We start from the raw sequence: 25,455 nt of genomic DNA on the forward strand, positions 1-25,455 counted from the left end.
GAGCCTCAATGCTAGGTATTCAACTGTGTTGAATTCACTAGTAATGGGCAAGGTCTGCGATCCTAATGGGTAAGTCAAACCTAGCTCTAATTATCCAAAGTGTTTCAGCCGTGTAGCTAAAGATAAAGGGGTTCGGAGCGAATTTGAGATACTTTTTATCATCTAAGTTACTCGCAATAGACCAGATACTTTAACTTACTTCTGTCCAAAAAATCAGTTAGTGAATCACTCTACACCAGACTGATTCACGCGAGCCCCTAAAACCCGTCCCGATCCCCCGTTTGCGGCTATTCTGGGGCGGTGTTTTCCTTTAAGATGAATCAAATATCTAGAGAACTGATTCATGTCCCTGTTATGCCCATTCCAACTAGTTATATCTAGCGTTAATTAGTTTGTAGCCCCAAGAGCCGTTACTAATAGAATAGCTAATCCGAATCTAGCTAATAAGAATGAATTATCTAACACGTTTTTGTCCAATAACGAGTTAGTCTTAGCTTTCAAATGTCCAAATTCAACTCTGAACTTGAGGCCGTTGAAGAAGATGACGTGAGCTGGCCATGGATGGCCAGCTAGCTTTGGAGGGGAAGGGACGCCCCATCTGAAGCGTTAGCATTTTCGAATAAGGCCGAAGAACACTAAAATGAAGTTAAAAGCTGGATCAATTTCCGTCGCGACCTTTTCGTTCTTCAGAAAATGTTGCCGGAACGGCAGGGGTGATCCAAGAGGGGATTGCTGTTGATCCCCTTTTGGCCTGTGCAGGGTGGAACCTTGCGATCTTAGTTCAAACGAAGTTTGAAAATTCTGCTGTGGGCGAAGCACCACAATGTTGTTGTCCGCAGGCCATCATATAATAAATTAAAACGATTATTCGATTAACACACCAACTAGGTTTATGATTTAATCGTCTCAATAATGAAGTTGATGAGGTCTAAACATGATAATAGCTTGCCCACACTGCGATACCTTAAATCGTGTTCCTGAAGAACGTCTTGAACAACAACCTACTTGTGGGAAATGTAAAAAGCCTGTCTTTATTGGTGAACCGATAGAGTTAACCACTACGAACTTTGCCCACCATGCTAATAAGTCTGAATTGCCATTAGTCGTCGACTTTTGGGCCAGTTGGTGCGGCCCGTGTAAAAGCTTTGCGCCTGTGTTTACCCAAGCTGCTAAAACCTGGGAACCCAAATTTCGTTTTGGTAAACTCAACACAGAAGAGCAACAAGCTTTAGCTGCGCAGTTTAATATCCGCTCGATCCCAACGTTAATGGTATTTAAACAAGGTAAAGTGATTGCCCAACAATCCGGTGCCATGCCAGCATCGTCGTTTAACCAATGGCTAGAGTCGCTCAAATAATCTCTAAAAAGTTATGATCAGGCTCCGGGTATGATAGAAAACGCGATAATATTTCGCGTTTTTTTATGAGTAATCTGAATATCACTGAGTATGAATTTACATAGCCTATGAGTCTCACAAGTATTGCTGGCATTAGCCATATTGTTGGGTATTTGCAGTGAGTTAAGCGTCACAATGATGTCGGCTGTTAGCCTTAATATTAATAACCAAATGTGTTATTTTTTAATGTTTATAAATTTACGTAAAAGCAGTTATTCGTGATAATTTATCCTTAACTCAACATCATAATGGAATATGAATGCGTAATTTACTTTTCGTTTTACTTCTCACCTTAACTGGATGTGCAAGCCAGCCAGAACCTTTCAGTGTGGTGATTGATCCACTCTCAGCAAACACAATTGTTTATAGTGGCGAAATCACCGCTGATAATGTCGCCTCTTTTGAGCAACTCCTCACTAACAGCCCAACAAAAATAGAATCACTGATCATCAATAGTGGTGGCGGTGAAGTATTCGCAGGCATTCGATTTGGTGAGCTGGTATATCAATACAAGTTAAAGGTGATAGTTGACAAAGCCTGTGCATCATCTTGTGCTAATTATATTGCTACAGCCAGTAATGATGTCACGGTCAGAGAAGGCGGCCTATTAGGCTGGCATGGCGGTGCATTACAACCGATTTATGCCCCGATTTTTAATAACCAACGTACTAACAAGAGGTTGCGCAAAGATGCAAATGACTTCTTGACTAGGTGGCAGCAAGCCGAGCTCGACTTTTTCAACAAGGTAAAGGTGAATCAGATTGTGACGGTGATAGGTATGATGCCGGGGTTACACGATAAAAGAGACGCGCAGTTATTTAGTTATGATCAGAAAACCTTAAAGCGATTAGGCTTACACATTACCTATGAAGGTGAGCAAGCAACACATTCACGTTCTGGTGAGTATGTGGTGCAAATATTTAGCATATCGCCTGAGGTATTAGATTTGCTGTTAATTCAACATAGTAAGATTTTAGAACAAGAAAAGATTAGCTTGTTATCACAAGGGTTTTGATAATCATGAAAAAAATACTGCTCATTGGCTTACTCGGCATCGCGTTATTTAGCTATTTAGACAAAAACGTTCAAACCACCCAAATTGTACAAAATGTTTATGCTGGCTATACCGTTGATAGTGAAAGTAATAGTGCCTTACAAAATGCCATTGATAATCGACAAAGTAATGTTCAAGTAGCGGGGACTGGTGAGGTAACAAAAATGCTCTCCGATGATCTAAAAGGCAGTCGTCATCAACGGTTTATTTTAAAAATAGCCAGTGGAACGACCTTGCTGGTTGCTCATAATATCGATTTAGCATCACGTATAGACGGCCTAAATGTTGGCGATACCGTCGAGTTTTACGGTGTTTATGAATTTAATAACAAAGGTGGTGTCATCCATTGGACTCACCACGACCCACGCGGAAAGCACCAAGGCGGCTGGTTGAAGCACAATGGCAGTGTCTATCAGTAAATGGCAGAAGGCTTAATATATTTAGTTTTTCCAATCTTACTGTGATGTTTAATGCATTACGTTTTATATAGAAATGTTATAAAAATTGAACAATCGATTTTTAACAAAGGAACGTTTTAATGCGATACGAAGTAGAAGAATTGGAGTTAGCTTTCATTGACTTGGTCAAACGGGAAAGACCAATAGCAGCTATATTTACGGTTATTATCAGTTTTCTGCCTGCGCTCTTTTTAGTTAATGTTGTTGAACAATATTTTATACTTAATGTGGTAGCAATTATATTTTGTATGCCAGCAATCATGGGTTTTTTTGTGCGTTATTTTGGCCGTTTATATTCAGGTGCATCTCGTGTTCCTTTAACCATGGTTTATATATTTTTATATTTTTGGTTTGGTATTTATTCGGAAGCCAAAACATTTTGGTTTTTGGTTATGCCTATATCTGCGGCCGTTTTATATACAATCAGTAGAGTTAAATTATCAAGAAGCCAAGAGTTTGCTATACAACATCATTTACTAAAACCTTTTGATGTTAAAGTTGATTCGAACGTAAAAAAAATATTCATTCCTCTTTTGTCTATTAGTTTCATTGTGACTATTGGGCTATATCTCTGGACAAATAAATCAAGTAAATGTTTGGAAGATATCGAATCGAACAATAAATCATCAATAGTTGCAAGTTGCACATTTGATAAATACAACACATTAGAGGCGTTTTTTGACGCAGATGAAGACGTTTTAATCAATTCATTTGGCACATTCCAGAGCCCGACCGCGGAGGCTATGTTAATAAAACAAAAAGCTGAGTCAGGCGAACCATTCTATCAACAACTCTATTGGGTTATGTTAAAAATTATCTATCAATCAGTAACAAGCGAGAGCGTATCCCTTGCTAATATTTTTTATAACGAGGAAGAGCATTGGTTAACTATTGCTGCGGATAGTGGATTTGAACCCGCAATGAAAATTAACATTCATTCTATTTTAAGATCTGAGCCGACTACAACAAAGCAAAAAAATCAAGCTATAGAGTTAGCGATAAAACTCATTGAAAAAAATGCTAAACATAAAAACTTACTAGATAGATCTCATACTCTTATTACAGAGCAAGATGTTGAGGATTTATATGTTAGACAATCTAATAATCTTGAATCACTAGAATTTGAGCAGCTAGAGAATATTCTACATGCCTTTAAACATGGGGTATATTTTTACTATTTGTCTGATTTTGATAATCAAGTGAATGTATCTCATGGCCACAAAAAAAGCATTAAAGTGACAAGGCAGCTAGATCAAAGTATTGATGTGTTAAAAATAATGTCTGAGAAATTTAAAAATGCTGATGCTTCATATAGTGTATTTAAGATGTTATTGGGCAAAAGTGATTCGATTGAAGTGATAAAGTATCTTACTCGCGCCGCTGAACAGGGACGCACTGATGCATATACTAAGTTAGGCATTTACTATTATTGCTTAAATCAAAAGGTCGACAGTTTAACTTGGTTAAAAAAGGCTATTGAAATGAGTGACACCGCAGCGATTGAAATTCAAAGCAAAGTTATTCGCAATGAACCAATACCAGAATGTAGCGGAAATACGATAAAACTGTAGGCATCACATATGAATTTACCCAAGCGAACATCATCAGGGCGGCTGGTTGAAACATAATGGCAACGCTTATCAGTAAATCTGTCGATTTTTGCTAAGTTTATTTGGGGTTTAAAACTGGATTCCGACTCAGAAGCATTGCCGGAATGAAAGTTGATTTGATTAATGTCGCGTGGGCTTTTACGCTTATTAGGCCGTAAATAATGAGTGTTCCTGATTGTTCAGGAACACTCATATTCAGCTTCACTCTTTATTCATGATCACTGTCTACTCTGTGCAGCTATCTATTCTGGATCGCACTCTACTCAGGGTCATTCTCTACTCTGGATCATTCTTTACTCTGGATCATAGTCCAATATTGGTGACAACCATCGTTCAGTCTCTTCAAGCGTCATGCCCTTACGTTTGGCATAATCTTCAACCTGATCTTTACCAATATTAGTCACGCCAAAATAGCGTGATTTGGGATGGGCAAAGTACCAGCCAGAAACCGCTGCGGTGGGGTACATGGCAAAGCTTTCGGTGATGTTCAAGTCGATAGTTTCATCGGGTTTGAGTAAATCCCACAATAAGCCTTTTTCGGTGTGATCTGGGCAAGCAGGGTAACCTGGTGCAGGGCGAATGCCTTTATAACGCTCGCGAATTAACGCTTCGTTATCTAACACCTCATCTGCGGCATAACCCCAAAACTCTTTACGAACACGTTCGTGCATACGCTCGGCAAAAGCTTCGGCTAAACGGTCTGCTAAGCATTTGAGCATAATCGCGTTGTAGTCATCGTGATTGGCTTCAAAGCGGGCAACATGTTCATCAATACCGTGCCCCGTCGTTACCGCAAAACCGCCCATGTAATCAGCAACACCTGAATCTTTTGGTGCAACAAAGTCTGATAAACAGAAGTTGTCGTTACCGACGCGTTCAAGCTGCATCCGCAGATGATGAGTGGTCATTTCTAATGTGGTGCGGCTTTCATCGGTATACAGTTCAATGTCGTCATGGTTGACGGTATTGGCTGGAAATAAACCGATCACGGCTTTGGCGGTAAGCCACTTTTCAGCAATAATTTGCTTCAACATAGCTTGACCATCGGCAAATAATTTAACCGCTTCTTCACCGACCACTTTGTCTTTTAAAATTTCTGGGTAATGGCCGTGTAACTCCCAGCTTCTAAAGAAGGGTGTCCAGTCGATACGTTCAACTAAGTCGTCCAGCGGGTAGTCATCAAATACTTGCCGACCTAACACATTAGGCGTAAACGGGGTGTAGTTTTCCCAGTCGTGTTTGCAACGGTTTTCACGTGCCGCATCAATTGACACAATAATTTTACGCTTAGTTTGCGACAAGCGTTTTTCGCGCATGATGTCGTATTCGGCGTAGGCTTCATCAATAGTGGCCTGGCGGGTGGCGTTGTTAATCAGTTTCGATACCATAGGCACTGCGCGCGATGCATCGGCAATATAGATAGCACCGTGTGGATAATGCGGCGCTATTTTCACAGCCGTATGAATTTTAGAGCAAGTAGCACCGCCGATAATGGCCGGAATGGTTAAGCCTTCGCGGTGGAAGGTTTTGACGTTATGCACCATTTCGTCCAGGCTTGGCGTGATAAGCCCTGACATACCGATGATGTCGATATTATGTTCTTTAACTGCATCGAGAATTTTATCAACCGATACCATTACCCCAAGGTCGACCACTTCATAACCGTTACAGGCAAGCACCACGCCGACGATATTTTTACCGATGTCGTGCACATCACCTTTTACCGTGACCATTAAAATTCTGCCGTTTGACTGGCCAGCCACTTTTTCAAGTTCGATATAAGGGTTTAAGTAAGCAACCGCTTTTTTCATTACCCGAGCCGATTTTACCACTTGCGGTAAGAACATCTTGCCCGCGCCAAATAAGTCGCCAACTACGTTCATACCATCCATAAGCGCCCCTTCAATCACGTCAAGTGGTCGAGTGGCTTCTTGGCGGGCGGCTTCGGTGTCTTCGTCAATAAATTCGGTAATACCTTTAACCAATGCGTGCGATAAACGCTTTGATACTGGCCAACTACGCCAGGCTAAATCTTCTTTTTTACTCACCAGCAGACCGTCGCCACGGAACTGCTCTGCTATGTCTAATAACTGTTCGGTATTACTAGAGTCGGCAATCGGACAAGGTAGGTTTTGTACTACGTTTTCAACCCGTATTTTAAGCTCTGGGTCAATATCATCGTATATGGCTAACTGGCCGGCGTTAACAATACCCATGTCCATGCCAGCTTGAATCGCATGGTATAAAAATACCGCGTGAATGGCTTCACGTACTGGGTTGTTACCCCGAAACGAGAATGACACGTTAGACACACCGCCCGAGATCATCGCATGGGGCAGGGTATTTTTTATGTCTTTAATAGACTCAATAAAGTCGACGGCATAGTTGTCGTGCTCGTCAATACCGGTGGCAATGGCAAAGATGTTAGGGTCAAAAATAATGTCTTCTGGCGGGAAGCCAACCACATCGACCAAAATACGGTAAGCACGGGTACATATTTGAGTTTTACGCTCGCGCGTGTCAGCTTGGCCTTGCTCGTCAAACGCCATAACAATGGCTGCGGCGCCATAACGTTTAACTAAAGTGGCTTGTTTTATAAAGGCTTCTTCGCCTTCTTTCATTGAAATTGAGTTTACAATCGATTTGCCTTGCACGCATTTAAGGCCGGCTTCAATCACTTCCCATTTTGATGAGTCGATCATGATAGGCACGCGTGATATATCAGGCTCAGAGGCGATTAAGTTTAAAAACTTAGCCATCGACGCCGCGCCATCTAGCATGCCTTCGTCCATGTTGACGTCGATAATTTGCGCGCCGTTTTCAACCTGCTCGCGCACTACATCTAAGGCTTCTTCAAACTTTTCTTCTTTAATTAAACGTAAAAATTTGGCTGATCCGGTCACGTTAGCGCGTTCGCCCACGTTGACAAATAGCGAGTTTTTATCAATGGTTAGCGGCTCTAAACCCGATAAGCGGCATGCAACAGGAATGTCGGGTAATACCCGTGGTGCGTGGCGTAATACTGATTCACGAATGGCTTTTATGTGGCTTGGCGTACTACCACAGCAACCACCGACAATGTTGAGCATGCCTTCTTGTGCCCATTGATTTATGACTTCGGCCATTTCTTCTGGGGTTTCGTCGTAGCCACCAAACTCGTTGGGTAAACCGGCATTTGGGTGGGCAGACACATAACATTCGGCAATACGCGACAATTCTTCAACGTATGGGCGTAACTCTTTTGGCCCAAGGGCGCAGTTAAGGCCAATCGATAACGGCTTAATATGGCGCAGTGAGTTATAAAAGGCTTCGGTAGTTTGGCCTGTGAGTGTACGGCCAGAGGCGTCAGTAATGGTGCCTGATATCATGACCGGTAGGCGTTCGCCTATGTTGTCGAACACGGTTTCGATAGCAAATAGGGCGGCTTTGGCATTTAAGGTATCAAATATGGTTTCAACCATAATGATGTCGGCGCCACCTTCAATCAGCGCGCTAGTCGATTCTACATAGGCTTCGACCAGTTGATCAAAACTGACATTACGAAAAGCAGGGTCGTTAACATCTGGGCTGATAGAACAGGTACGGTTGGTTGGGCCTAAAACCCCTGCTACATAACGCTGATAACCTGTTTGCGCTGCCACTTCATCTGCCGCCTGGCGGGCGACTCGGGCACCTTCAAGATTAATTTCAGCCGACAAAGCTTGCATGTCGTAATCGGCCATGGCGATGGTGGTGGCGTTAAAGGTGTTGGTTTCAATGATGTCGGCACCGTCAAGCAGGTATTTGACATGAATGGCTTTAATCAGCCCTGGTTGGCTGAGCACTAATAAGTCATTGTTACCTTTAACATCGCAATGCCAATCTTTAAAACGTTCGCCGCGATAATCTTCTTCTTCCAACTTATGATCTTGGATCATGGTGCCCATCGCACCATCTAAAATCACAATACGCTCTGCTAACAATGCGTTAAGTTGTTCAAGTGTTTGACTGTGAGAAGTCGACTTCGCCATAACTGTTACCTTTTTATCACTATGTTACTTGATACCTTGATTAAGATAAGCATACCCTTATTTTTAAATAGTAGGGCGATAACATCATTGCTGATGACAGCTGTTGTATGCAATGGTTAGTTGCAACTGTGGAGCAGGGCTATTGCCTACAATGATGACCTTCTAAATGCTTATCTGTTAAGATAGTGTTTTGGACATATAAACGTATAGACGTCCATAGTACGCGAATTTTTACCGCTAGAGCAAGGTTGATTTAGGCTCCGTGAGCTTCAATTTGGTATAATTTGACTTATATAGATAGGGCGACGCAGTAAGTTAACCTTAGAATAGTTAATCCAAGTGATATCAAATTTGCCATTTGCTAGCCGTGTAAATTACTGTTTGATAATTATTTATTATATTTAGCAGAGGTTTATGTACATGAAACAAGCCAGGATAGTGTTTTTACGTCACGGTGAGTGCGAAGGCGGCGAAATAGCACGAGGCCAAATTGATGTACCATTAACGGCGCTGGGGCGCGAACAAATGCAGCGCGCCTTTACTTGCGTGCCGCAACCCATAAGCCAGCTATTTAGTTCGCCTTTAATACGTTGTCACCAGTTTGCACAGGCTTTGTCGCAACAGTTATCGGTACCGTTGCAAGTTTTACCAACCTTACAAGAGGTCAATTTTGGCGTGTGGGATGGCCAAGCATTTGATGAGATTTATCATGCAAGCCCAAGCCAATTTGATGCTTATTGGCAGGATCCATGGAAGGTTGAAAACACCCCCGAGAAGGGCGAAAGTGTGGTCGATTTTGCTGAGCGGGTGCAGCAGGGGTTAATGACAGTTGTCGACAGTTTGCAGCAAGTGTTGAATGAGGCAGATGAATCAATTCCTCAGGCATTGGTGGTAACTCATGGTGGTGTAATGAGATGTATTATGGGATATGTGCTTAATGCAGGCCAATGTAGCGGATTATTTGCTAACCTAGCGATCCCCTATGCTGCTATTATGGCGCTCGATGTTTATTGGCCTGACGGTGTTGATAATATTGATAGTTTTCAACCTGAGGTTGTGAATAATAAGGCCGCTAACGTGAGTTTTACACTACATTGGCCTAAGGCTTGATGATAATAAAACGGTGTTATAGCGTTATAAATTGAAGCATCGTCGCCTCGCCTATAATGTTATCGCTATTAGGCTATTATTTGCGTCATAATCATTGCACCGTCGTCGTTGCTTTATGACCATTTATCTAAGATATTATTTTAAATCCATTGTTTAAGATTATTATTTTAAAATTATAGCTTTAGGTTTGTAGTATTAAAACTGTCGTTTCAAGCTCGTAGTTTCAAGCTCGTAGTTTCAAGCTCGTAGTTTCAAGCTCGTAGTTTCAAAATCATAGCTTCAAAATTATAGTTTCAAAATCATAGTGCCTTTCAAGGTATTGGGAATTGGGATAAGCCCAAACTGTACCCGCAACTGTAAATGGACCTATTACCTATTGGTGCATAAGTCAGATACCAGCTTTGAATCGCCTCAATATCCATGCCTAAGCGGGTGACTTAGGGGAGTTATTAAATAGATGTATGTGTTAATTAATGAGACATGGCGAGGTAACTTACATGTCTGAATCTGTGTTAGATGTAAATCATCTTTTTTGGCAAGTTGATAATAAAACGATTCTGGCTGATATTCATTTCAGCCTACCTAAAGGGCAAATGCTAGGCTTAATTGGCCCTAATGGTGCGGGTAAGTCGAGCCTATTACGTTGTTTATATCGTTATATTGTGCCGACTAGCGGCGATATTGATATTTTTTCTCAATCTATCAGCGAGTTTTCATCTAAGTTACTAGCGCAAAATATTGCGGTGGTGCAACAAGATACGCCGCATTATTTTGACATGACAACCGAACAGTTAGTCACTATGGGACTAACACCGCATAAAGGCTTATTTGATCCTAATACTGCCCAAGATCGAGAGCGTGTATTAAGTGCATTGACCAAAGTAGGCTTGTATGAAAAAGCGCAACAACAATATGAACTGTTATCTGGCGGTGAGAAGCAACGTGCACTTATCGCTCGCGCTATTGTGCAGCAGCCGCATATTCTTATTTTAGATGAACCTACCAATCATTTAGATATTCGTTATCAAATTCAAATTCTTGAACTGGTTAAGTCATTAGGCATTAGCGTTATTGCGTCTATACATGATCTAAACTTAGCCAGCGCAATGTGCGACAAGTTATTACTACTCGACCAGGGACGTTTAATTGCAAAAGGCACCCCAACAGAGGTGTTAACCGAGCGGCAAATTAGCGAGGTGTTTGGCGTGTGCTGCGACATCAATGTGCATCCACAGCATGGTAAACCGTTAATCAGTTATTTTTATGGCTACCAAGCAAGCCAAAAAGGGTGTCCTAATAATGATTGATGCATCCCAACGCCGATATTATGTTTGCTTTAGTTTGTTAGTGTTTGCCACCCTACTTACGCCTATTTTTGCCGCGAGTTTTGGTGCCGCTAATATTCATCTTAATGACGTATTGATGATATTTAATACTTTATTAGGTGGCGACATGGCGAGTGCTATTAATGGCAGTGACCATGCGATTAAGTTAACTGAGCGAATTGTGCTTGAATTACGTTTACCGCGGATTTTATTGGCCTTTGTGGCTGGTGCAGGGTTGTCTATTGCTGGCAGTGTATTGCAAACCGTGACCCGTAATCCGTTAGCCGATCCTTATTTATTTGGTATTAGTTCTGGGGCGTCATTTGGCGCTGTGGTCGTAGTGTCATTATTCAGTCAAACCGGTTTGTTTGCCGATATATTTTCTGGGGGACTAGCCATAGCCCCTAGTTTTACTGCTCAACCTTGGTGGTCTTGGTCGACGTTAAGCATACCTATTGGGGCGTTTATTGGTGCCAGTTTGTCGGTATTAATTGTATTTGTTTTGTCGGGTCCTGGTCGAAGTAGCCAGGTTGAACGCATGTTGTTGTCTGGTGTGGCCACCTCATTTTTGTTCGGCGCACTGACCAGTTTATTACTGTATTTCTCTAGTCCGCAGGCCGCGGCGTCAGTATTATTTTGGAGCTTGGGTAGCTTTGCTAAAGCCAGTTGGTCTAATTTACTGTTACCCAGTGTTACTGTGGTTATTAGTTTATTGATTATGTTGGCGTTTAGACGGCAAATTATGGCGCTGCAAGCGGGCGACGAAACCGCTCACACCTTAGGGATTAACGTTGCTAAGTTGCGTTTAAGTATGTTGTTACTGTGTTCACTTATCACCGCGATGTTGGTGGCAACTTGTGGTGGTATTGGTTTTGTGGGATTGATGATCCCGCACACTGTTAGGCTATTGTTTTCTGGACGTCAGCCGATGATCTTAACTGCGATGTTGGGTGGATTATTTATGGTGTGGATTGACGTGATAGCGCGATGTATTTTATTTAACCAAGAATTACCGGTTGGTATTATTACTGCAGCATTAGGCAGTGTGTTTTTCTTGTTTATTTTACGTCAACGCCGTTAATTGCATAAGCATAGTGATGCGCACTTTTATACGCATTATGTTGATATTTCTTCGCCCGAGTTATTGGAGTGGTAATGTTTGTAATAGAAGCCGTTAACCCAGATGTTGATAGCATCATTGAGCATAAGATTAATCAAAAAACTAAACCGCTGGGAGCTTTAGGGCAACTAGAATCATTGGCATTACAGATTGCTCGAGTGCAGTATAGTGGTAATCAACAGCGGTTAAGCACACCACTGCACATCAATAAACCGACCATGCTGGTGTTTGCTGCCGACCACGGTATTGCCGCTTACGGAGTGTCGATTGCACCGAGTGAAGTGACTACCCAAATGGTGCATAACTTTGTTCAAGGCGGTGCAGCCATTAATGTTTTTTGTCGCCAAGTTGGGTTTGAGTTAGAAATAATTGATTGCGGCATATTACAAGCGCTTAGTGGCCAAACCAACGTTATAAATCAGCGCTTAGGCGCTGGCACTAACGCAATGCATTTAACGGCTGCAATGGGGCTTGAACAAGTAGCCCAAGGGTTTGAGTTTGCTCGCCAATTGGTTAGCCGTCATGTGGATGAGGGTTGCAACCTGATTGCCTTAGGCGAAATGGGGATTGGCAATACTTCAGCCGCGACTGCGGTAATGTCAGCTATGCTCAATATTGATGTTGAGTTATGTGTTGGTAGAGGCACTGGAATTGATGATGCAACGCTGAAAATTAAAAGCCAATTAATTAATCAAGCACTTGAATTACATCAACATGAGTTAATTTCTCCTGAGGCTATTTTGGCTCACGTGGGCGGTTTTGAAATAGTACAAATGACCGGGGCGATTTTGGCGGCTGCGGAACAAAAAATATTAGTGATGATAGATGGTTTTATCGCTACTGCTGCAGCATTAGTTGCGGTAACATTATCCCCACAATCAAGAGACTATTTAATCTTTGCTCATGAGTCGCAAGAGCAGGGACATAAGCTTCTGTTACAACAGCTACAAGCTACACCATTGTTGTCGCTGGGATTAAGACTTGGAGAAGGCACTGGCGCTGCGTTAGCGTTACCGTTAATTCAAGCTGCAATTAATTTTTACAATCAAATGGCCAGTTTCGATGATGCTGGTGTTAATAATGTGGTTTAAGGGTACAACATGTCTGGCGAGATAAAGTGGTTGCGGCAGTTAAATTTATTTTTTGTGGCGATGAGTTTTTTTACTCGGATCCCAGTTCCATCGTGGGTAGTAATAGACAATGACAAACTAAACAAAGCCAGCCGTTATTTTGGCTTGGTCGGTTTAGTGATTGGGTTAATTTGTGCATTAGTGTTTTGGTTAGCTCAGCTGATTTTACCGGCAAGTATTGCTATTTTACTGTCGATGGTGGCCGGTGTATTAATCACTGGAGCATTTCATGAAGACGGTTTAGCCGACACAGCTGACGGTTTTGGTGGCGGTTGGACGGTAGAAGATAAACTGCGGATCATGAAAGATTCGCGTTTGGGCAGTTATGGTGCTTTAGCATTGGGTTTGGTGTTATTACTAAAGTGGCAATTGTTAGTCGAGTTAGCGTTATACAGCCCAATGGCTGCAGTAAGTGCGCTGGTGGCGGGCCATACATTAAGTCGAGTGGTAGCTTCTAGCTTAATTTTTAGTGAACAATATGTTCGCGATGACGACAGCAGCAAGTCGAAACCGATTGCGCAAAATCGACAGTTAAACGATTTATTCATTTTGATTGCTAGCGGTATTTTTGTGTTGTTATGGCTTAATGGGGTCGCTGCTTTTGTATTGTTTATTACCTTGTGGTTAGTGCGTATTTTGTTAGGTGGCTTTTTCCGTAAACAAATTGGCGGTTACACCGGCGACACGTTAGGCGCAGCGCAACAAATTAGCGAAGTGTGTTGTTACTTAGTTATTTTAGCAGTTGGGTTAAGCTAATGATTCATTTGGTGTTGGGCGGTGCGCGCAGCGGTAAAAGTCGCTTTGCTGAGCAATGCGTTGCCGAATATGCCGCTATTGGTTATCAATGCGTGTATTTAGCAACGGCAACCGCGTTGGATACTGAAATGTCGCAACGTATTCACCAACACCAACAAGATAGAGTGTCCAGCCCCCATGGCTGGACACTGCATGAACAAGCTTTTGATATAGCCCAAACCTTGGTAGCCATTGATAAACCACAGCAAGTCATACTGCTCGATTGCCTCACGTTATTATTAACCAATCATTTATTGTTAGATGATGGCGCTTCGTGGGCTACGCAAAAAATATTACTGCTGGACAGTTTGACATCTTTACAAAGCGATGTGGTGTTAGTGAGCAATGAAGTAGGCTCAGGTATTGTGCCTATGGGCGAGCTAAACCGCCGTTTTGTTGATGAAGCCGGTTGGTTAAATCAAGCGGTGGCCGCGATATCAGACCAAGTGACTTTAGTGGTCGCGGGGCTTCCTTTAGTGTTAAAGGCCTAGTGTTGGCTTCACTTGCTGTCATCCCTTCAATAGATAACATATCGGGCGCATTAATGGTGCAAGGCACCACTTCTGATGCGGGTAAAAGCACCCTTGTAGCTGGATTATGCCGCCTGTTTGCCCGCCAGGGTGTTAATGTTGCGCCGTTTAAACCACAAAATATGGCGTTAAACAGTGCTGTTACCATTGATGGCGGCGAAATTGGCCGAGCACAAGCACTGCAAGCCATTGCTTGTGGTGTCGCACCTCATACCGATTTTAACCCGGTATTATTAAAGCCAAGCTCAGATACTAGCGCCCAAGTAATTATTCACGGTAAAGCGTTAAGTACATTAGACGCGAAAGCCTTTTTCGGACCTCAAAGCCAAGGATATAAAACCTTAGCGTTAGCGGCAGTGATGCAGTCTTACTCGCGCTTACAGCAGCGCTATTCGCTGGTGGTGATTGAAGGTGCTGGCAGCCCAGCTGAAATCAATTTGCGTGAAGGCGATATTGCCAATATGGGCTTTGCTGAAGTGGCTGATTGTCCGGTAATCATTATTGCCGATATTGATAAAGGTGGCGTGTTCGCGCATTTAGTGGGCACACTAGCGCTATTAAGTCCGTCTGAACAAGCGCGGGTTAAAGGGTTTGTTATTAATCGTTTTCGCGGCGACATTAGCTTGTTGCAGCCGGGTATCGACTGGCTTGAAGCCTATACCCAAAAACCCGTATTAGGCGTGCTTCCTTATTTACACGACTTACATTTAGACGCCGAAGATGCACTGATTGACGCGCCTACCCACTCATTATCTAACCAAGCTCGGTTAACCGTATTAGTATTAGTGTTCCCAAGGATCAGTAATCATACTGACTTTGATCCACTGCGCTTACATCCCCAAATTGATTTTCATTATGTCAGCATGCAAAGTGATAGCTGCGGTGCGAGCTGGCCAAATGCTGATGTAATTATGTTACCTGGCAGTAAAAATGTCCGCAGTGATTTAGCCTTTATGCGTCAGCAAGGTTGGGATATACGCCTTAAAAATCATTTGCGCTATGGCGGTAAAGTGATTGGTATTTGCGGCGGATATCAAATGCTGGGCGAATTAATAGATGATCCTTTGGGGATTGAAGGTAGCGCAGGATCCAGTATCGGATTGGGCTTATTACCGATCCGTACCGTATTAACTGCCAGTAAAACCTTAACCCAAGTAAGGGGTCACTTACGTTTACAGCAACAACAGGTCGAGTTTAGCGGTTATGAAATCCATTGTGGTGAGTCCTTACTTTCCCAACAGGGCGTTACTCAGCCATTGTCGATTGAACCATTGTCGATTGAACCAGTGGCCGACCAACCTCTTGCTACCGTAAAGCTTGATGGTATTGTCAGTGACGATCAACAAATTTTAGCCACTTATGTACACGGTTTATTTGATTCACCGCAGGCTTGCCAACTCATTTTAGGTTGGGCAGGTTTAGCCGATGCACAACATATTGATATTAATCAGATCCGCGAGCAGCAACTTGAACGTCTTGCCGACGTGCTAGAGACGCATTTGGATATAAACACTTTGACAGGAATAATTGCATGACAAATCATCTTGATGAAAACACCACAAATTCAACGAGCAGCGACACTACCCAAGCCAGTTCACACGATGCCGTAAAAGCGGATCGTCATAAAGTCCGTCAACAGAAGGTTAAAGTGGGCGTGGATGCCAAAATTGCTGCCGCACAAGATGAAAAAGGCATTTTGTTAGTGCTAACCGGCAATGGCAAAGGTAAATCAACCTCTGGTTTTGGCTCGGTTGCTCGCGCTGTCGGTCATGGTCATAAAGCGGCTGTAGTGCAGTTTATTAAAGGCACCTGGGCTTGTGGCGAGCGTAACTTGTTAGAAGGCGCAGGTGTACCGTTTCATGTCATGGGCACTGGCTTTACCTGGGAAACTCAAGATAAAGAGAAAGATACCCAAGCGGCCATGGAAGCTTGGCTTGAAGCTGAAAAACTACTGAAAGATGAATCGATTAACATGGTGTTGCTTGATGAGCTAACTTATATGGTCAGTTATCATTATATCGAACTTGAGCGGGTGTTAACGGCACTTAGAAATCGCCCAGCGATGCAACACGTGATTATCACCGGCCGCGCTTGTCATCGTGACATTATCGAATTAGCCGATACCGTAAGTGAAGTGCAACCGATTAAGCATGCGTTTAATGACGGCATTAAAGCGCAATTAGGATTTGATTATTAAATAATCTCTGTCGCTGAACCCATACATTGGTTTTAGCGACAATCTAGGCTAAATTATCGCTCAATTTAACCTTTTATTTAGCCGCCCATTTACGGCTTATTTTGTTTGTATTGGTTTCTACACCTAGGTTAATGCTGGTGTCGATAGATTCTGGAAACCACTTCGCCACAATATGATCAAATTCGCCGTTTTGTTTAATAGTGTCAAACGCCTGTAGCATCTGATTATACAGCTCGCTATTAGTGTCTTTATGAGTGGCTAATCCTAATGACATTTGACTAATAATATAGGCTGGTGTGAATTCGTCTTGGTTAATGCCCAAAGCCTGAACGGCTTCTCTAAAACCAATTTGATTGTTGTAATTTAAATCAATTCTGCCGAAGTTAAGCATTTTAACAGCAGTGGCTTGATTACCGACTATATAGACATTTGTATGGTTGGGATCAATGTTTAAGCGATCAAAAGACACATCATCGCGTGATAACGCCAAACTGTAATTATGCACGTCTTTGGTACTTAAAATATTGATATCAGTCCTAGTCGTTCTTTTATATATCGCATCTTGTACCGTGTAAAAATCACTCACCCATTTAAAGTACGCTAAGCGTTTATCGGTTCTGCCAATCGAAAAAATAAACGTATTAGGATGCTTTTTAGCATTTCGATATGCCCGACTCCAGGGTTGCATTTGGATATCAATATCAAAGTTTAGGTATGCTTGAGTTGCCTGTAAAATATCTATGGCAAAGCCGACAAAATCCCCCTGAGCGTCAATGGCTTGAAATGGAGGGTAAGTCTCGGTGTAAAAAGTCACTTTTTGTGTTGCACTGATAGCTGGCGAGATCAGTGTTGCGGCAGCAAATACAATAATTGTGGCTATATACCTGAGCATTGATGGGTTACCTAGTTCTGAATCAACGGCGGATTTTATAGCATGTTGGCAGGGATATGAACGTACGGAACGATTATAATTTATTGATCAGTGTCACACTTATTTTACTAATTAGTGTTTTTACTCTAATCGATTTAACTAAGCAATTGTTGCAACACCATTTTTGTTGGCGCCCTATAGATTATTGCGATGTGGAAATTGAATTATATTACGTATTCTTCTGCCCACTCTTTTAAGCGCTCTAAAATATCCAATGCAGTACGGCCAAGTTCAGTAATGGTATAAGACACCGCTATTGGCCGATCACTAATGACATGGCGTGTCACCAATCCTTGCGTTTCTAATTCTTTAAGACGTTGGTCGACCATTTTCTTACTGGCACCGCCCAACATGCGTGTTAGATCATTAAAGCGCACCGGCCCATCTTGTAAATGCCATAAAATCGATGCTTTCCATTTACCGCCTAATACTCGCATACCGCGCTCTACCGAGCAGGGTTCGGCACAAGGGTTAATAACTTTTTTCTGGCCGTTATCCATTGTTTCAATTGTTGTTTTCAATGTTTACACCTAGGTTACTAAAAGTATACTGGTTGCTTTTGTATCCCATTGTATCAGAATAGGCGTTAATTAGAATAACTCCATTTTTTTCCATTTAAGGAATGTGTCTTCATGGCAGTATTAACCTCTTACGATCCCTCGAGTTATCACAAGGTTGCTGGTGGCGAACAAATTGAAGCCACTGCGGTTGGCAGTGTTGAAATCTTAGCGATATCTCAATTACCAGAAGTGGTCGCTAATGCCCGGATGGCCCAAAAAAGCTGGGCGAGTTTGTCGCTTATTGAACGTCAACAGTATGTTGTTAAAGCCTACCAGCAGCTTGAGGCCGTGCAAGATGAGCTTGCATCATTAATCAGCCAAGAAATGGGTAAAGATTATCGCCGCGCGACTTACGAAGTAGGCGGTACGATACAAAATGCGCCTTATTTTACCGGTGAAATAAGCGATGCATTAACGACAGAGAAACTTGATAACCGCACCGAATTACAATATCGACCATTAGGCGTTGTTGCGGTTATTTCCCCTTGGAACTATCCGTTAGCCATGGCGAATAACTTGTTAATGCCGGCGCTGATGGCTGGTAACAGTGTGATACTAAAACCGTCAGAAGAAACGCCATTAGTTGCTGAATTATTTATCAATACCTTAAATAAGGTGTTGCCAACAAATGTGCTGCAACTTGCTCAAGGCGACAAAGCGCTTGGCCAAGCATTGGTGGCGGCAGACATTAATATGGTGGCGTTTACGGGGTCGATGGCGGCAGGTAAGCATATTATGGCCAATGCAGCACCGGGCTTAAAGCGTCTCGTCATGGAGTTAGGCGGTAACGACCCTATGATAGTGATGGCCACAGCCAATATTGATGCCGCGGTGAGATTCGCGGTTGCCAGTTCGTTTGAAAATGCCGGACAGATGTGTACTTCAACAGAGCGAGTCTATGTGGATGAGCGTATTGCTGATGAGTTTGAACAAAAAGTTGTCGCCATGGCCAGCCGCTATCAAGTGGGTAAGTGGGACCAAGCACAGGTGAATATAGGCCCTATGGTTAACCCTGCGCAACATCAAAAAGTGTTGCAACAATTGCAAGACGCGAAAGCCAAAGGTGCACAGTTTTTATTGGGTAGCGATGACTACTCATTACCGTTTATTCAACCGACAGTAGTGAGCGGAATAACCCCAGACATGCAGCTTGAACGCGAAGAAACTTTTGGTCCAGTAGTCGCAATTAGTCGCTTTAGTGATATTGCTGAAGCCATTTATCGAGCTAACGATAGCCAATATGGTTTAGCTGCAGTGGTATTTGGCGGCCAAGGTGCAAAAGCCGTTGCCGAGCAACTTGAAGCGGGCATGGTTGGCGTTAACCAAGGTGCTGGTGCGGGTAATGCACCTTGGGTTGGTGCAAAGCAAAGTGGTTTAGGTTTTCATGGTACTGCTGCAGGGCATCGCCAATTTGCTCAAGTGAGAGTCATGAGTTACTAATTTTAGCGGCGCTATGAGTAGGCCTATTAAAGGTTTCGCTAAGATTTAGATAATAAGATTTAGATTAAGGTTTAAAGGTAAATAATAAATGAACACAACAAACGTAAATGCAGATTATTTTGTGGTGGCGCATGAACCCGGCGCTGAGCATCCTGCGCTGCCAACATGGGCTAATCATAAAGCCAATATCGCCCAGCTTAATGATGTAGCACTGACTGAAACTGAGCCGTTGCAAGTGAGCAAAAAAATGTTAGCCGAAGTGCCAGGGGCGTTTCAATTACTCAATGTATTGTCGGCCGATGAGTGTAAACGCTTGATTACTGTGAGCGAGACCATGGGCTTTTTACCCGATGCTGCAGTGTCGTTGCCGCGTCATGTGCGCCATAACGACAGTTTAACCTGGGTGGTTGATAATACTACCGAGCAAATTATATGGAATAGAATTAAGCATATAATGGACGATAACTTGGGCATTTTTGATGGCAAAGCGGCGTTAGGTTTAAATAATCGTTTTCGTTTTTATCGCTATAACCAAGGTGATTATTTTAAGCCGCATTCGGATGGTTCTTGGCCGGGCAGCCAAGTTATTGATGGTGAATTAGTGCGCGATGCTTTTGGCGATCGCTATAGTCAATTAACCTTTTTAATCTTACTCACAGAAGACTTTGAAGGTGGGGCAACCCGATTTTTAGTTAACGCTGACAATCCGCATTTACCTGCTAAACATGGCGATAATGTAAAAAATGTTGATGTAAGAACGCCTGCAGGCAGCGTGCTGTGTTTCCCCCATGGAATGCATCCGCTGCATTGTATTCACAGTTCTGAACCTATTTACCAAGGGATTAAATACATTATTCGCACCGATGTATTGTTTGAGTTATAGCACTGGTAATCTTATAACATAGGTTATTACAACAGGTTGGCTTGACGATAAGCCAGCCCGTTGATGAGTTGTTCTACTTTTAGCGGGGTAAAGCACAAGGTTCGCTCAGTTTGGGTGACAGCGTCTTTACTCTGTGTATCTGTTGTATTTGCTAGTTCTGCACTGTTTGTTTGCTCTATCTCCTGCCAAATTATCTGACTCGATACCGTTATGTGTAATGCATGCCCTTGTTGCCAATCACAAAATAATAAGCTGGTAATGGGATTTTCGAGCAAGTTACCTAAGGTATTAAAAAAACCATTGCCGACATAATCATTCACCAGTAATTGTCCTTGCTCATTTATCGATACAAAACCTGCTGGACCGCCACGATGGGAAATATCGGCACCACGATTATTCAGTTGCTGGCCATCATCAAAACGACTGCTAATAAAAAAAGTATCTGCATTGCTAATAAGTTGTTTATCTGTCGGGCTGAGTTGGTAACGTGTTGACCTCGAAAATTCACCATAATTACGATTAGGGATAAACGCTTTGGGTTGAATGTACTTTGGACAATTACCATAGCTTTGTAATACGTTGACGCAAATACTTTTTTGATTAATGTCGGTAATAATGCCATTAATGCGGTTGCGTCTTTTGGTTTCAAAAACGATGCCTAATAAGCCGATCCGATCACCTACATTAAGATTCTGGTTAATAAAATCACCCATCGAATATTGAGTGTTTATCACTAATTCTGTATCGGTAATCGATCGAACAAAGCCTGGCGCACCGAATAATACACTGGCATTGGTGTGCAATGGTTGTTCGGCATAGCCGATGAATATCATCGACAGTGAGTCGAAAAAATCTCGATGCTGTTGCGGCAGATATTGACGAATAAACTTAGGTCCAATATCGGCCATGCGCTTATCGGTTCCTGCTCGCTGTTGCATGATTAGCTCACCTTGATGCCAGCTAGGCGCCAGTTGCTTGTCCATTGTTTTTCCTTATGCAACCGCGTGATTAGGCGATTAATTCAAGCCTAATACCACCGGGAATGGTGCACATCATGTGATGAATCGGTAAGTCGCCTAATGGCTCTGGGGCAAACTCAATGTCTACATTATCAAGCATAGCGAGTCGTTGATGTATGTGTTGCAGCTGCTCAAGGCTAGCCAATTTTAGCGCAAAATGATGTAAGCCTACGTTATTGTGGCGGTCAAAACCGACTATTTGGTTAGTCTCATTAAGTTGCCATAGCGTTAGCATAATGGTGCCGTCGGATACAAAAATAGCTGGATAGTCTGGTTTTTCACCCACTGGCTTAAAATGCAATTGGTCGATGAAAAATGCGGCTGTTTGTTTAATGTCTGGCACGCTTAGGCCGAGATGATGAATGCCTAACGTGCTAAAAGATGTTGTACTTGAGTTTGGATCAGTGGTTGTGCTGCACATAGTTATAACCCTTAATTGGTGAGTGTTAGTTGTTGGTGAACAAGTCTGTACACTATCGTAGGTGAACAGAACTGTTTACGTCAAGCTAAAAGTTGTTATAATTTACTTTTAGCCATAGAGGTAGATTGCCATGCAACCCAGAAAACAACATTTGATCGACACTGCGTTAGGGTTATTTAACCAGCAGGGTTACCACGCGACTGGCATTGATTTAATTTTGGCGCAATCAGGTGTGTCTAAAGCGACGCTGTATAAACATTTTCGTAGCAAAGATGAGTTAATTCTGGCGGCATTACAGCAACGTCATCAACAAGTGCTTACTTCAATTAACGTTAAAGTAGATGCTGCGGTTCAAGCGGGTGAGTCTGGTGTGCTGGCTATTTTTGATGCGTTAAATGACTGGTTTAATGGCGAGCGTTTTTTTGGCTGCAATTTTATTAATGCCAGTGCGGAATATGCCGATGCGCACAACCCGATACATGTATTTTCGGCGCAACATAAACAAGCCATTGCCGAACTTATTCGCGCACAATTACCTCCACAAGATGCAGATAAAGCGGATCAAATAGGCTTATTGATCGAAGGTTCGATAGTGATGGCCCATACCCGAGGCATAAAAACATCGGCGTTAATGGCAAAAAATATGGCTATGCTTATCCTGAGAATCGACTAGATTGCTCCAACGATTAATATGGCAGATGCTAGGTTAAATAGTTGTTGTAATTCGAATTTAAAGCTAGATAGTTTTGTTGTTTTTGAACGATTTGAATTCAGTTGTTAATGCTACTATACCGCGAAGGCAGTGGGTTTTATTAACACGATTTAATGTTATACAGTACTTGCATTTTTTGTTGCGAAGCTGTTTAATTGCGCCGATTCCACCCCCGTATAATGGAGGCGTTAAATGAGAACAGTACTTTGTAGTTTGTTAGTAGTTGGTGTTGTTGGTATGTCTGGATGTGCCACACCTCAGAATAATTTTGCTTCAAAAGTAAAAGCTGAAAGCGAAAAGCATATCGACTTATCGCAGCAATGGGAACAAGGTCAAAAAGACGTTAAAAAAGGTGATGAATTTTTAGCTGATGGTCGCAAAGCAATGGCAAAAGGTAATTCGCAAATTCGTGAAGGCGAAAAGCTGATGGCACAAGCCAGAGAAGAAGCGCAGAAGCAACGTCAATCATTCCAATCAATGGCGAGCTCGTTAACGGGCACTCAAAATGGTAAGCGTGCTGCAGCACTTGTGGATAAATTAGATGACATTGCTGACGCTTGGGAAGATGCTGACGACAAGTACGTCGACGGTAAAGAACTTATCGAAGACGGTAATACTAATGTTGCTGAAGGCCAAAGTGAAACAGAGCAAGGTCAAGCACTTTTGACCAGCGGACGCTCTAGAATGCAGCAAGCTGAATCTAAGTATCAGCAACGAACTGGGCAAGGTTTGGTAGAGCAAATGCATTTAGAAGAGCAACCAAGCAACTTCTAATTAGCCGTTCAAAACGTATAGCTAACGCTATAGTCAAAACCGATATTGTTCATTCAATATCGGTTTTATTGTTTGTGATAGTTCTGATAGCTTTAAAAGCTTTAAGCGTTCGAAGACTCAGCTGTTAACTCAATGCGATTCGGTATTAATACTCATGCGCTATTCAAAATCTGCTTTTACTTCAAATACCCTAGCTTCACCTGTTATTGGATGCGTTAGCGCCAAATATTGGGCGTGTAAATGCAAACGGTTAGTAGCAACCCCGTATAAGTCATCGCCCACAATGGGCATATGCAGGCCATCGTGATGGGCACAATGCATGCGTAACTGATGCGTACGTCCGGTTTTAGGATATAAATACACTAAGGTGCGCAGCCCTTGTCGTTGATATACTTGCCAAAATGTTTCGGCATGTTTGCCGTGTTCATAACATACCAGCTGTTTTGGCCTATCGTCTAAATCGACCCGAAGTGGCAAGCTTATGTCGCCTTGATTGTTATCTGGGCTGCCTTCTATCAAGGCGATATAACGCTTAGTAATGCTGCGTTGAATAAATTGCTGCTGTAAGGCTTTGTTCGCCTCTTTGGTTAACGCTATCACCATCAAACCCGAGGTCGACATATCTAAGCGATGGACAATTAATGGGCCAGTGGCATCTGGGAACAGTTGCTGCATGCGGCTAAACACGCTGTCGGTGATATTTTTGCCCGGCACCGATAACAGTTCCGCTGGCTTGTTAATAATCACCAGCGCTTCATCTTGATAAATAATATCAATCTGTGAGTCTTTACCAGGGTTAACCAGTAAAGGGTCATCATCAACCTGCATGCCCGCTAACATATGGGTTAAAATGGGGCGGCATTTTCCATGGCAAGCAGGGTAGTAATTTTGGTGTTGTTTTATTTCGGACTTGGGTGATGAACCCCACCAAAACTCGGCCATTGCGATAGGCGTTAATTGATGGCTAAAGGCGTATTGTAATAACTTAGGCGCGGCGCACTCGCCTGCACCTGCCGGTGGTAGATGGTTAGGAGCATCGTTAAAAATAGTGTTTAAATCTCTCGCCTCGCCTAAGGTATTTAAAAACTGATATTGGGAAAAGAGTTTTTTTTGTAAGCTATTTGACAGCTGTTTGCGCTGATTTTTTAACTGTTTAATCTGTTGTTGCAAAGTACCAAGTTGTGATTGTGTTACCTCTATTTGTGCCTGCCATTGCTGCTTTAATGCATTAAGCTGATGTTTTTGCTGCACGCTTTGACGGCTTAATTCAATCGACAATGTTTTATGCTCATTGGTACTGATATGCGCTTGTAATAATGCTGTATCGGCTTGCTCTCGTTCTATTTTACGCTGTATACGGCTTGCAACAATTACCTTGCGTAATTGCTCCAGTTCAGTACTCGCTTGCTGTTGTTGCTCAGCAAATTGGGCGGTTAACGTCGCTAATAAAGGGTCGGCTTGATGTTGGTTTAGTTGCTGGTTTATGTGGTTGATTTGCTTATTTTCAGCGCTAAAAAAACTGTCTTGAGTCAGCATATCAAACACTGGCGGTACAAAGGGCGGCAAGATATTTTGATCGGCTAATTTACCAGAAAATGCGGCGAGAAAACCAAGTTGCCCTTGTGCATTGTTCACCACTAGCACACCAAACATTTTACCAATCACCATACCGCGATCGTTTTTGCTGTCTAAACCAAAGTTATGTTGCCAAGGATTCGGATTAAGTAACTCTTGTTGTAACTGCTCTGCGGCCTGTAAACATATTGGATGTGGTTGATAATAAAACGGAAAGGTAAACGACTCTGGCAAGCGGTGATCGGCAATACTGTCATTAAAAGGAATAAAACACGTATTGTTAACAGCCATTACACACACTCACAGCACCAAAGGGCGGCTATTTTACCTCGTAGCGGCTTGTGATGCATCTATAAGTGTTCTGCTGTTGGGCTCTTTTTGACAGAGAAAGATGCTAATACAGCC

At 42.6% G+C, this 25,455-nt stretch carries 22 protein-coding genes and 1 riboswitch; of the genes, 16 read left to right on the plus strand and 6 right to left on the minus strand.

All coding sequences use genetic code 11. From position 1 onward, the window contains the following. Window positions 1-934 precede the first annotated feature (934 nt). The 4 genes from trxC to EGC82_RS06010 all read left to right on the plus strand — a co-directional run bounded on the left by trxC (window position 935) and on the right by EGC82_RS06010 (window position 4,479). On the plus strand, window positions 935-1,357 hold the full coding sequence (trxC, locus tag EGC82_RS05995) for a thioredoxin TrxC (protein ID WP_124729954.1): 423 nt from the start codon (window positions 935-937) through the stop codon (window positions 1,355-1,357). 298 nt (window positions 1,358-1,655) lie between these two features. After that, entirely contained in the window at window positions 1,656-2,411 is a 756-nt protein-coding gene (locus EGC82_RS06000; RefSeq protein ID WP_124729955.1) for a Clp protease/crotonase-like domain-containing protein, read from the plus strand. Between the two features lie 5 nt (window positions 2,412-2,416). Continuing rightward, window positions 2,417-2,869, plus strand: a complete 453-nt coding sequence (locus EGC82_RS06005; protein WP_124729956.1) for a DUF3465 domain-containing protein — start codon at window positions 2,417-2,419, stop codon at window positions 2,867-2,869. Window positions 2,870-2,988: 119 nt separating this feature from the next. Continuing rightward, window positions 2,989-4,479 (plus strand): SEL1-like repeat protein, encoded by a 1,491-nt coding sequence (locus tag EGC82_RS06010; protein WP_124729957.1) that lies wholly within the window; start codon window positions 2,989-2,991, stop codon window positions 4,477-4,479. A 332-nt stretch (window positions 4,480-4,811) separates the two neighbouring features. On the opposite strand, the gene metH is transcribed toward EGC82_RS06010, so the two are convergent. Continuing rightward, window positions 4,812-8,528, minus strand: coding sequence for a methionine synthase (gene metH / locus EGC82_RS06015; protein WP_124729958.1), 3,717 nt, complete (start codon window positions 8,526-8,528; stop codon window positions 4,812-4,814). Window positions 8,529-8,948: 420 nt separating this feature from the next. On the opposite strand from metH, the gene EGC82_RS06020 reads away from it, so the two are divergent. The 8 genes from EGC82_RS06020 to cobO all read left to right on the plus strand — a co-directional run bounded on the left by EGC82_RS06020 (window position 8,949) and on the right by cobO (window position 16,735). Further along, complete coding sequence (locus tag EGC82_RS06020; protein WP_164839098.1) at window positions 8,949-9,638, plus strand: histidine phosphatase family protein; 690 nt, start codon at window positions 8,949-8,951, stop codon at window positions 9,636-9,638. A gap of 297 nt (window positions 9,639-9,935) precedes the next feature. Further along, a riboswitch (cobalamin riboswitch) is annotated at window positions 9,936-10,056 on the plus strand. Between the two features lie 79 nt (window positions 10,057-10,135). Beyond that, complete coding sequence (locus EGC82_RS06025) at window positions 10,136-10,945, plus strand: ABC transporter ATP-binding protein (protein WP_124729960.1); 810 nt, start codon at window positions 10,136-10,138, stop codon at window positions 10,943-10,945. Next, window positions 10,938-12,044 (plus strand): FecCD family ABC transporter permease, encoded by a 1,107-nt coding sequence (locus EGC82_RS06030; RefSeq protein ID WP_124729961.1) that lies wholly within the window; start codon window positions 10,938-10,940, stop codon window positions 12,042-12,044. Before EGC82_RS06025 ends, EGC82_RS06030 begins: the two co-directional genes overlap by 8 nt. Window positions 12,045-12,118: 74 nt before the next feature. Next, window positions 12,119-13,174, plus strand: coding sequence for a nicotinate-nucleotide--dimethylbenzimidazole phosphoribosyltransferase (cobT, locus tag EGC82_RS06035; protein WP_124729962.1), 1,056 nt, complete (start codon window positions 12,119-12,121; stop codon window positions 13,172-13,174). A 9-nt stretch (window positions 13,175-13,183) separates the two neighbouring features. Further along, window positions 13,184-13,969 carry an adenosylcobinamide-GDP ribazoletransferase gene (locus EGC82_RS06040; RefSeq protein ID WP_124729963.1) on the plus strand — a complete coding sequence of 262 codons (786 nt, stop codon included), beginning with the start codon at window positions 13,184-13,186 and terminating at the stop codon, window positions 13,967-13,969. Further along, window positions 13,969-14,499 carry a bifunctional adenosylcobinamide kinase/adenosylcobinamide-phosphate guanylyltransferase gene (gene cobU / locus EGC82_RS06045; protein ID WP_124729964.1) on the plus strand — a complete coding sequence of 177 codons (531 nt, stop codon included), beginning with the start codon at window positions 13,969-13,971 and terminating at the stop codon, window positions 14,497-14,499. Before EGC82_RS06040 ends, cobU begins: the two co-directional genes overlap by 1 nt. A 53-nt stretch (window positions 14,500-14,552) precedes the next feature. Further along, window positions 14,553-16,073 (plus strand): cobyric acid synthase, encoded by a 1,521-nt coding sequence (locus tag EGC82_RS06050; protein ID WP_124732571.1) that lies wholly within the window; start codon window positions 14,553-14,555, stop codon window positions 16,071-16,073. Continuing rightward, on the plus strand, window positions 16,070-16,735 hold the full coding sequence (gene cobO / locus EGC82_RS06055; protein ID WP_124729965.1) for a cob(I)yrinic acid a,c-diamide adenosyltransferase: 666 nt from the start codon (window positions 16,070-16,072) through the stop codon (window positions 16,733-16,735). The genes EGC82_RS06050 and cobO overlap by 4 nt, the downstream gene beginning before the upstream one ends. Before the next feature lie 73 nt (window positions 16,736-16,808). On the opposite strand, the gene EGC82_RS06060 is transcribed toward cobO, so the two are convergent. Further along, window positions 16,809-17,627, minus strand: a complete 819-nt coding sequence (locus EGC82_RS06060; RefSeq protein ID WP_124729966.1) for a substrate-binding periplasmic protein — start codon at window positions 17,625-17,627, stop codon at window positions 16,809-16,811. Window positions 17,628-17,830: 203 nt separating this feature from the next. Beyond that, window positions 17,831-18,187 carry a winged helix-turn-helix transcriptional regulator gene (locus EGC82_RS06065; RefSeq protein ID WP_124729967.1) on the minus strand — a complete coding sequence of 119 codons (357 nt, stop codon included), beginning with the start codon at window positions 18,185-18,187 and terminating at the stop codon, window positions 17,831-17,833. 111 nt (window positions 18,188-18,298) lie between these two features. Here EGC82_RS06065 and EGC82_RS06070 point away from each other — a divergent pair, with 111 nt between their 5' ends. Then, window positions 18,299-19,666, plus strand: coding sequence for an aldehyde dehydrogenase family protein (locus EGC82_RS06070; RefSeq protein WP_124729968.1), 1,368 nt, complete (start codon window positions 18,299-18,301; stop codon window positions 19,664-19,666). An 88-nt stretch (window positions 19,667-19,754) separates the two neighbouring features. Continuing rightward, on the plus strand, window positions 19,755-20,549 hold the full coding sequence (locus EGC82_RS06075; protein ID WP_124729969.1) for a 2OG-Fe(II) oxygenase family protein: 795 nt from the start codon (window positions 19,755-19,757) through the stop codon (window positions 20,547-20,549). Between the two features lie 26 nt (window positions 20,550-20,575). Here EGC82_RS06075 and EGC82_RS06080 read toward each other — a convergent pair whose 3' ends face one another. Both EGC82_RS06080 and EGC82_RS06085 read right to left on the minus strand, forming a co-directional pair. Next, the gene (locus EGC82_RS06080; protein ID WP_124729970.1) at window positions 20,576-21,532 is read right to left on the minus strand and encodes a pyridoxamine 5'-phosphate oxidase family protein; all 957 of its coding nucleotides are present in this window, start codon (window positions 21,530-21,532) and stop codon (window positions 20,576-20,578) included. A 25-nt stretch (window positions 21,533-21,557) separates the two neighbouring features. After that, window positions 21,558-21,989, minus strand: coding sequence for a VOC family protein (locus tag EGC82_RS06085; RefSeq protein ID WP_124729971.1), 432 nt, complete (start codon window positions 21,987-21,989; stop codon window positions 21,558-21,560). 130 nt (window positions 21,990-22,119) lie between these two features. On the opposite strand from EGC82_RS06085, the gene EGC82_RS06090 reads away from it, so the two are divergent. Beyond that, window positions 22,120-22,662, plus strand: a complete 543-nt coding sequence (locus EGC82_RS06090) for a TetR/AcrR family transcriptional regulator (protein ID WP_124729972.1) — start codon at window positions 22,120-22,122, stop codon at window positions 22,660-22,662. Between the two features lie 231 nt (window positions 22,663-22,893). Continuing rightward, window positions 22,894-23,475 (plus strand): hypothetical protein, encoded by a 582-nt coding sequence (locus EGC82_RS06095; RefSeq protein WP_124729973.1) that lies wholly within the window; start codon window positions 22,894-22,896, stop codon window positions 23,473-23,475. Between the two features lie 159 nt (window positions 23,476-23,634). On the opposite strand, the gene EGC82_RS06100 is transcribed toward EGC82_RS06095, so the two are convergent. Then, entirely contained in the window at window positions 23,635-25,341 is a 1,707-nt protein-coding gene (locus EGC82_RS06100) for an RluA family pseudouridine synthase (RefSeq protein ID WP_124729974.1), read from the minus strand. Window positions 25,342-25,455 lie beyond the last annotated feature (114 nt).

The organism is Shewanella livingstonensis (genome assembly GCF_003855395.1).
Lineage (GTDB): Bacteria > Pseudomonadota > Gammaproteobacteria > Enterobacterales > Shewanellaceae > Shewanella > Shewanella livingstonensis.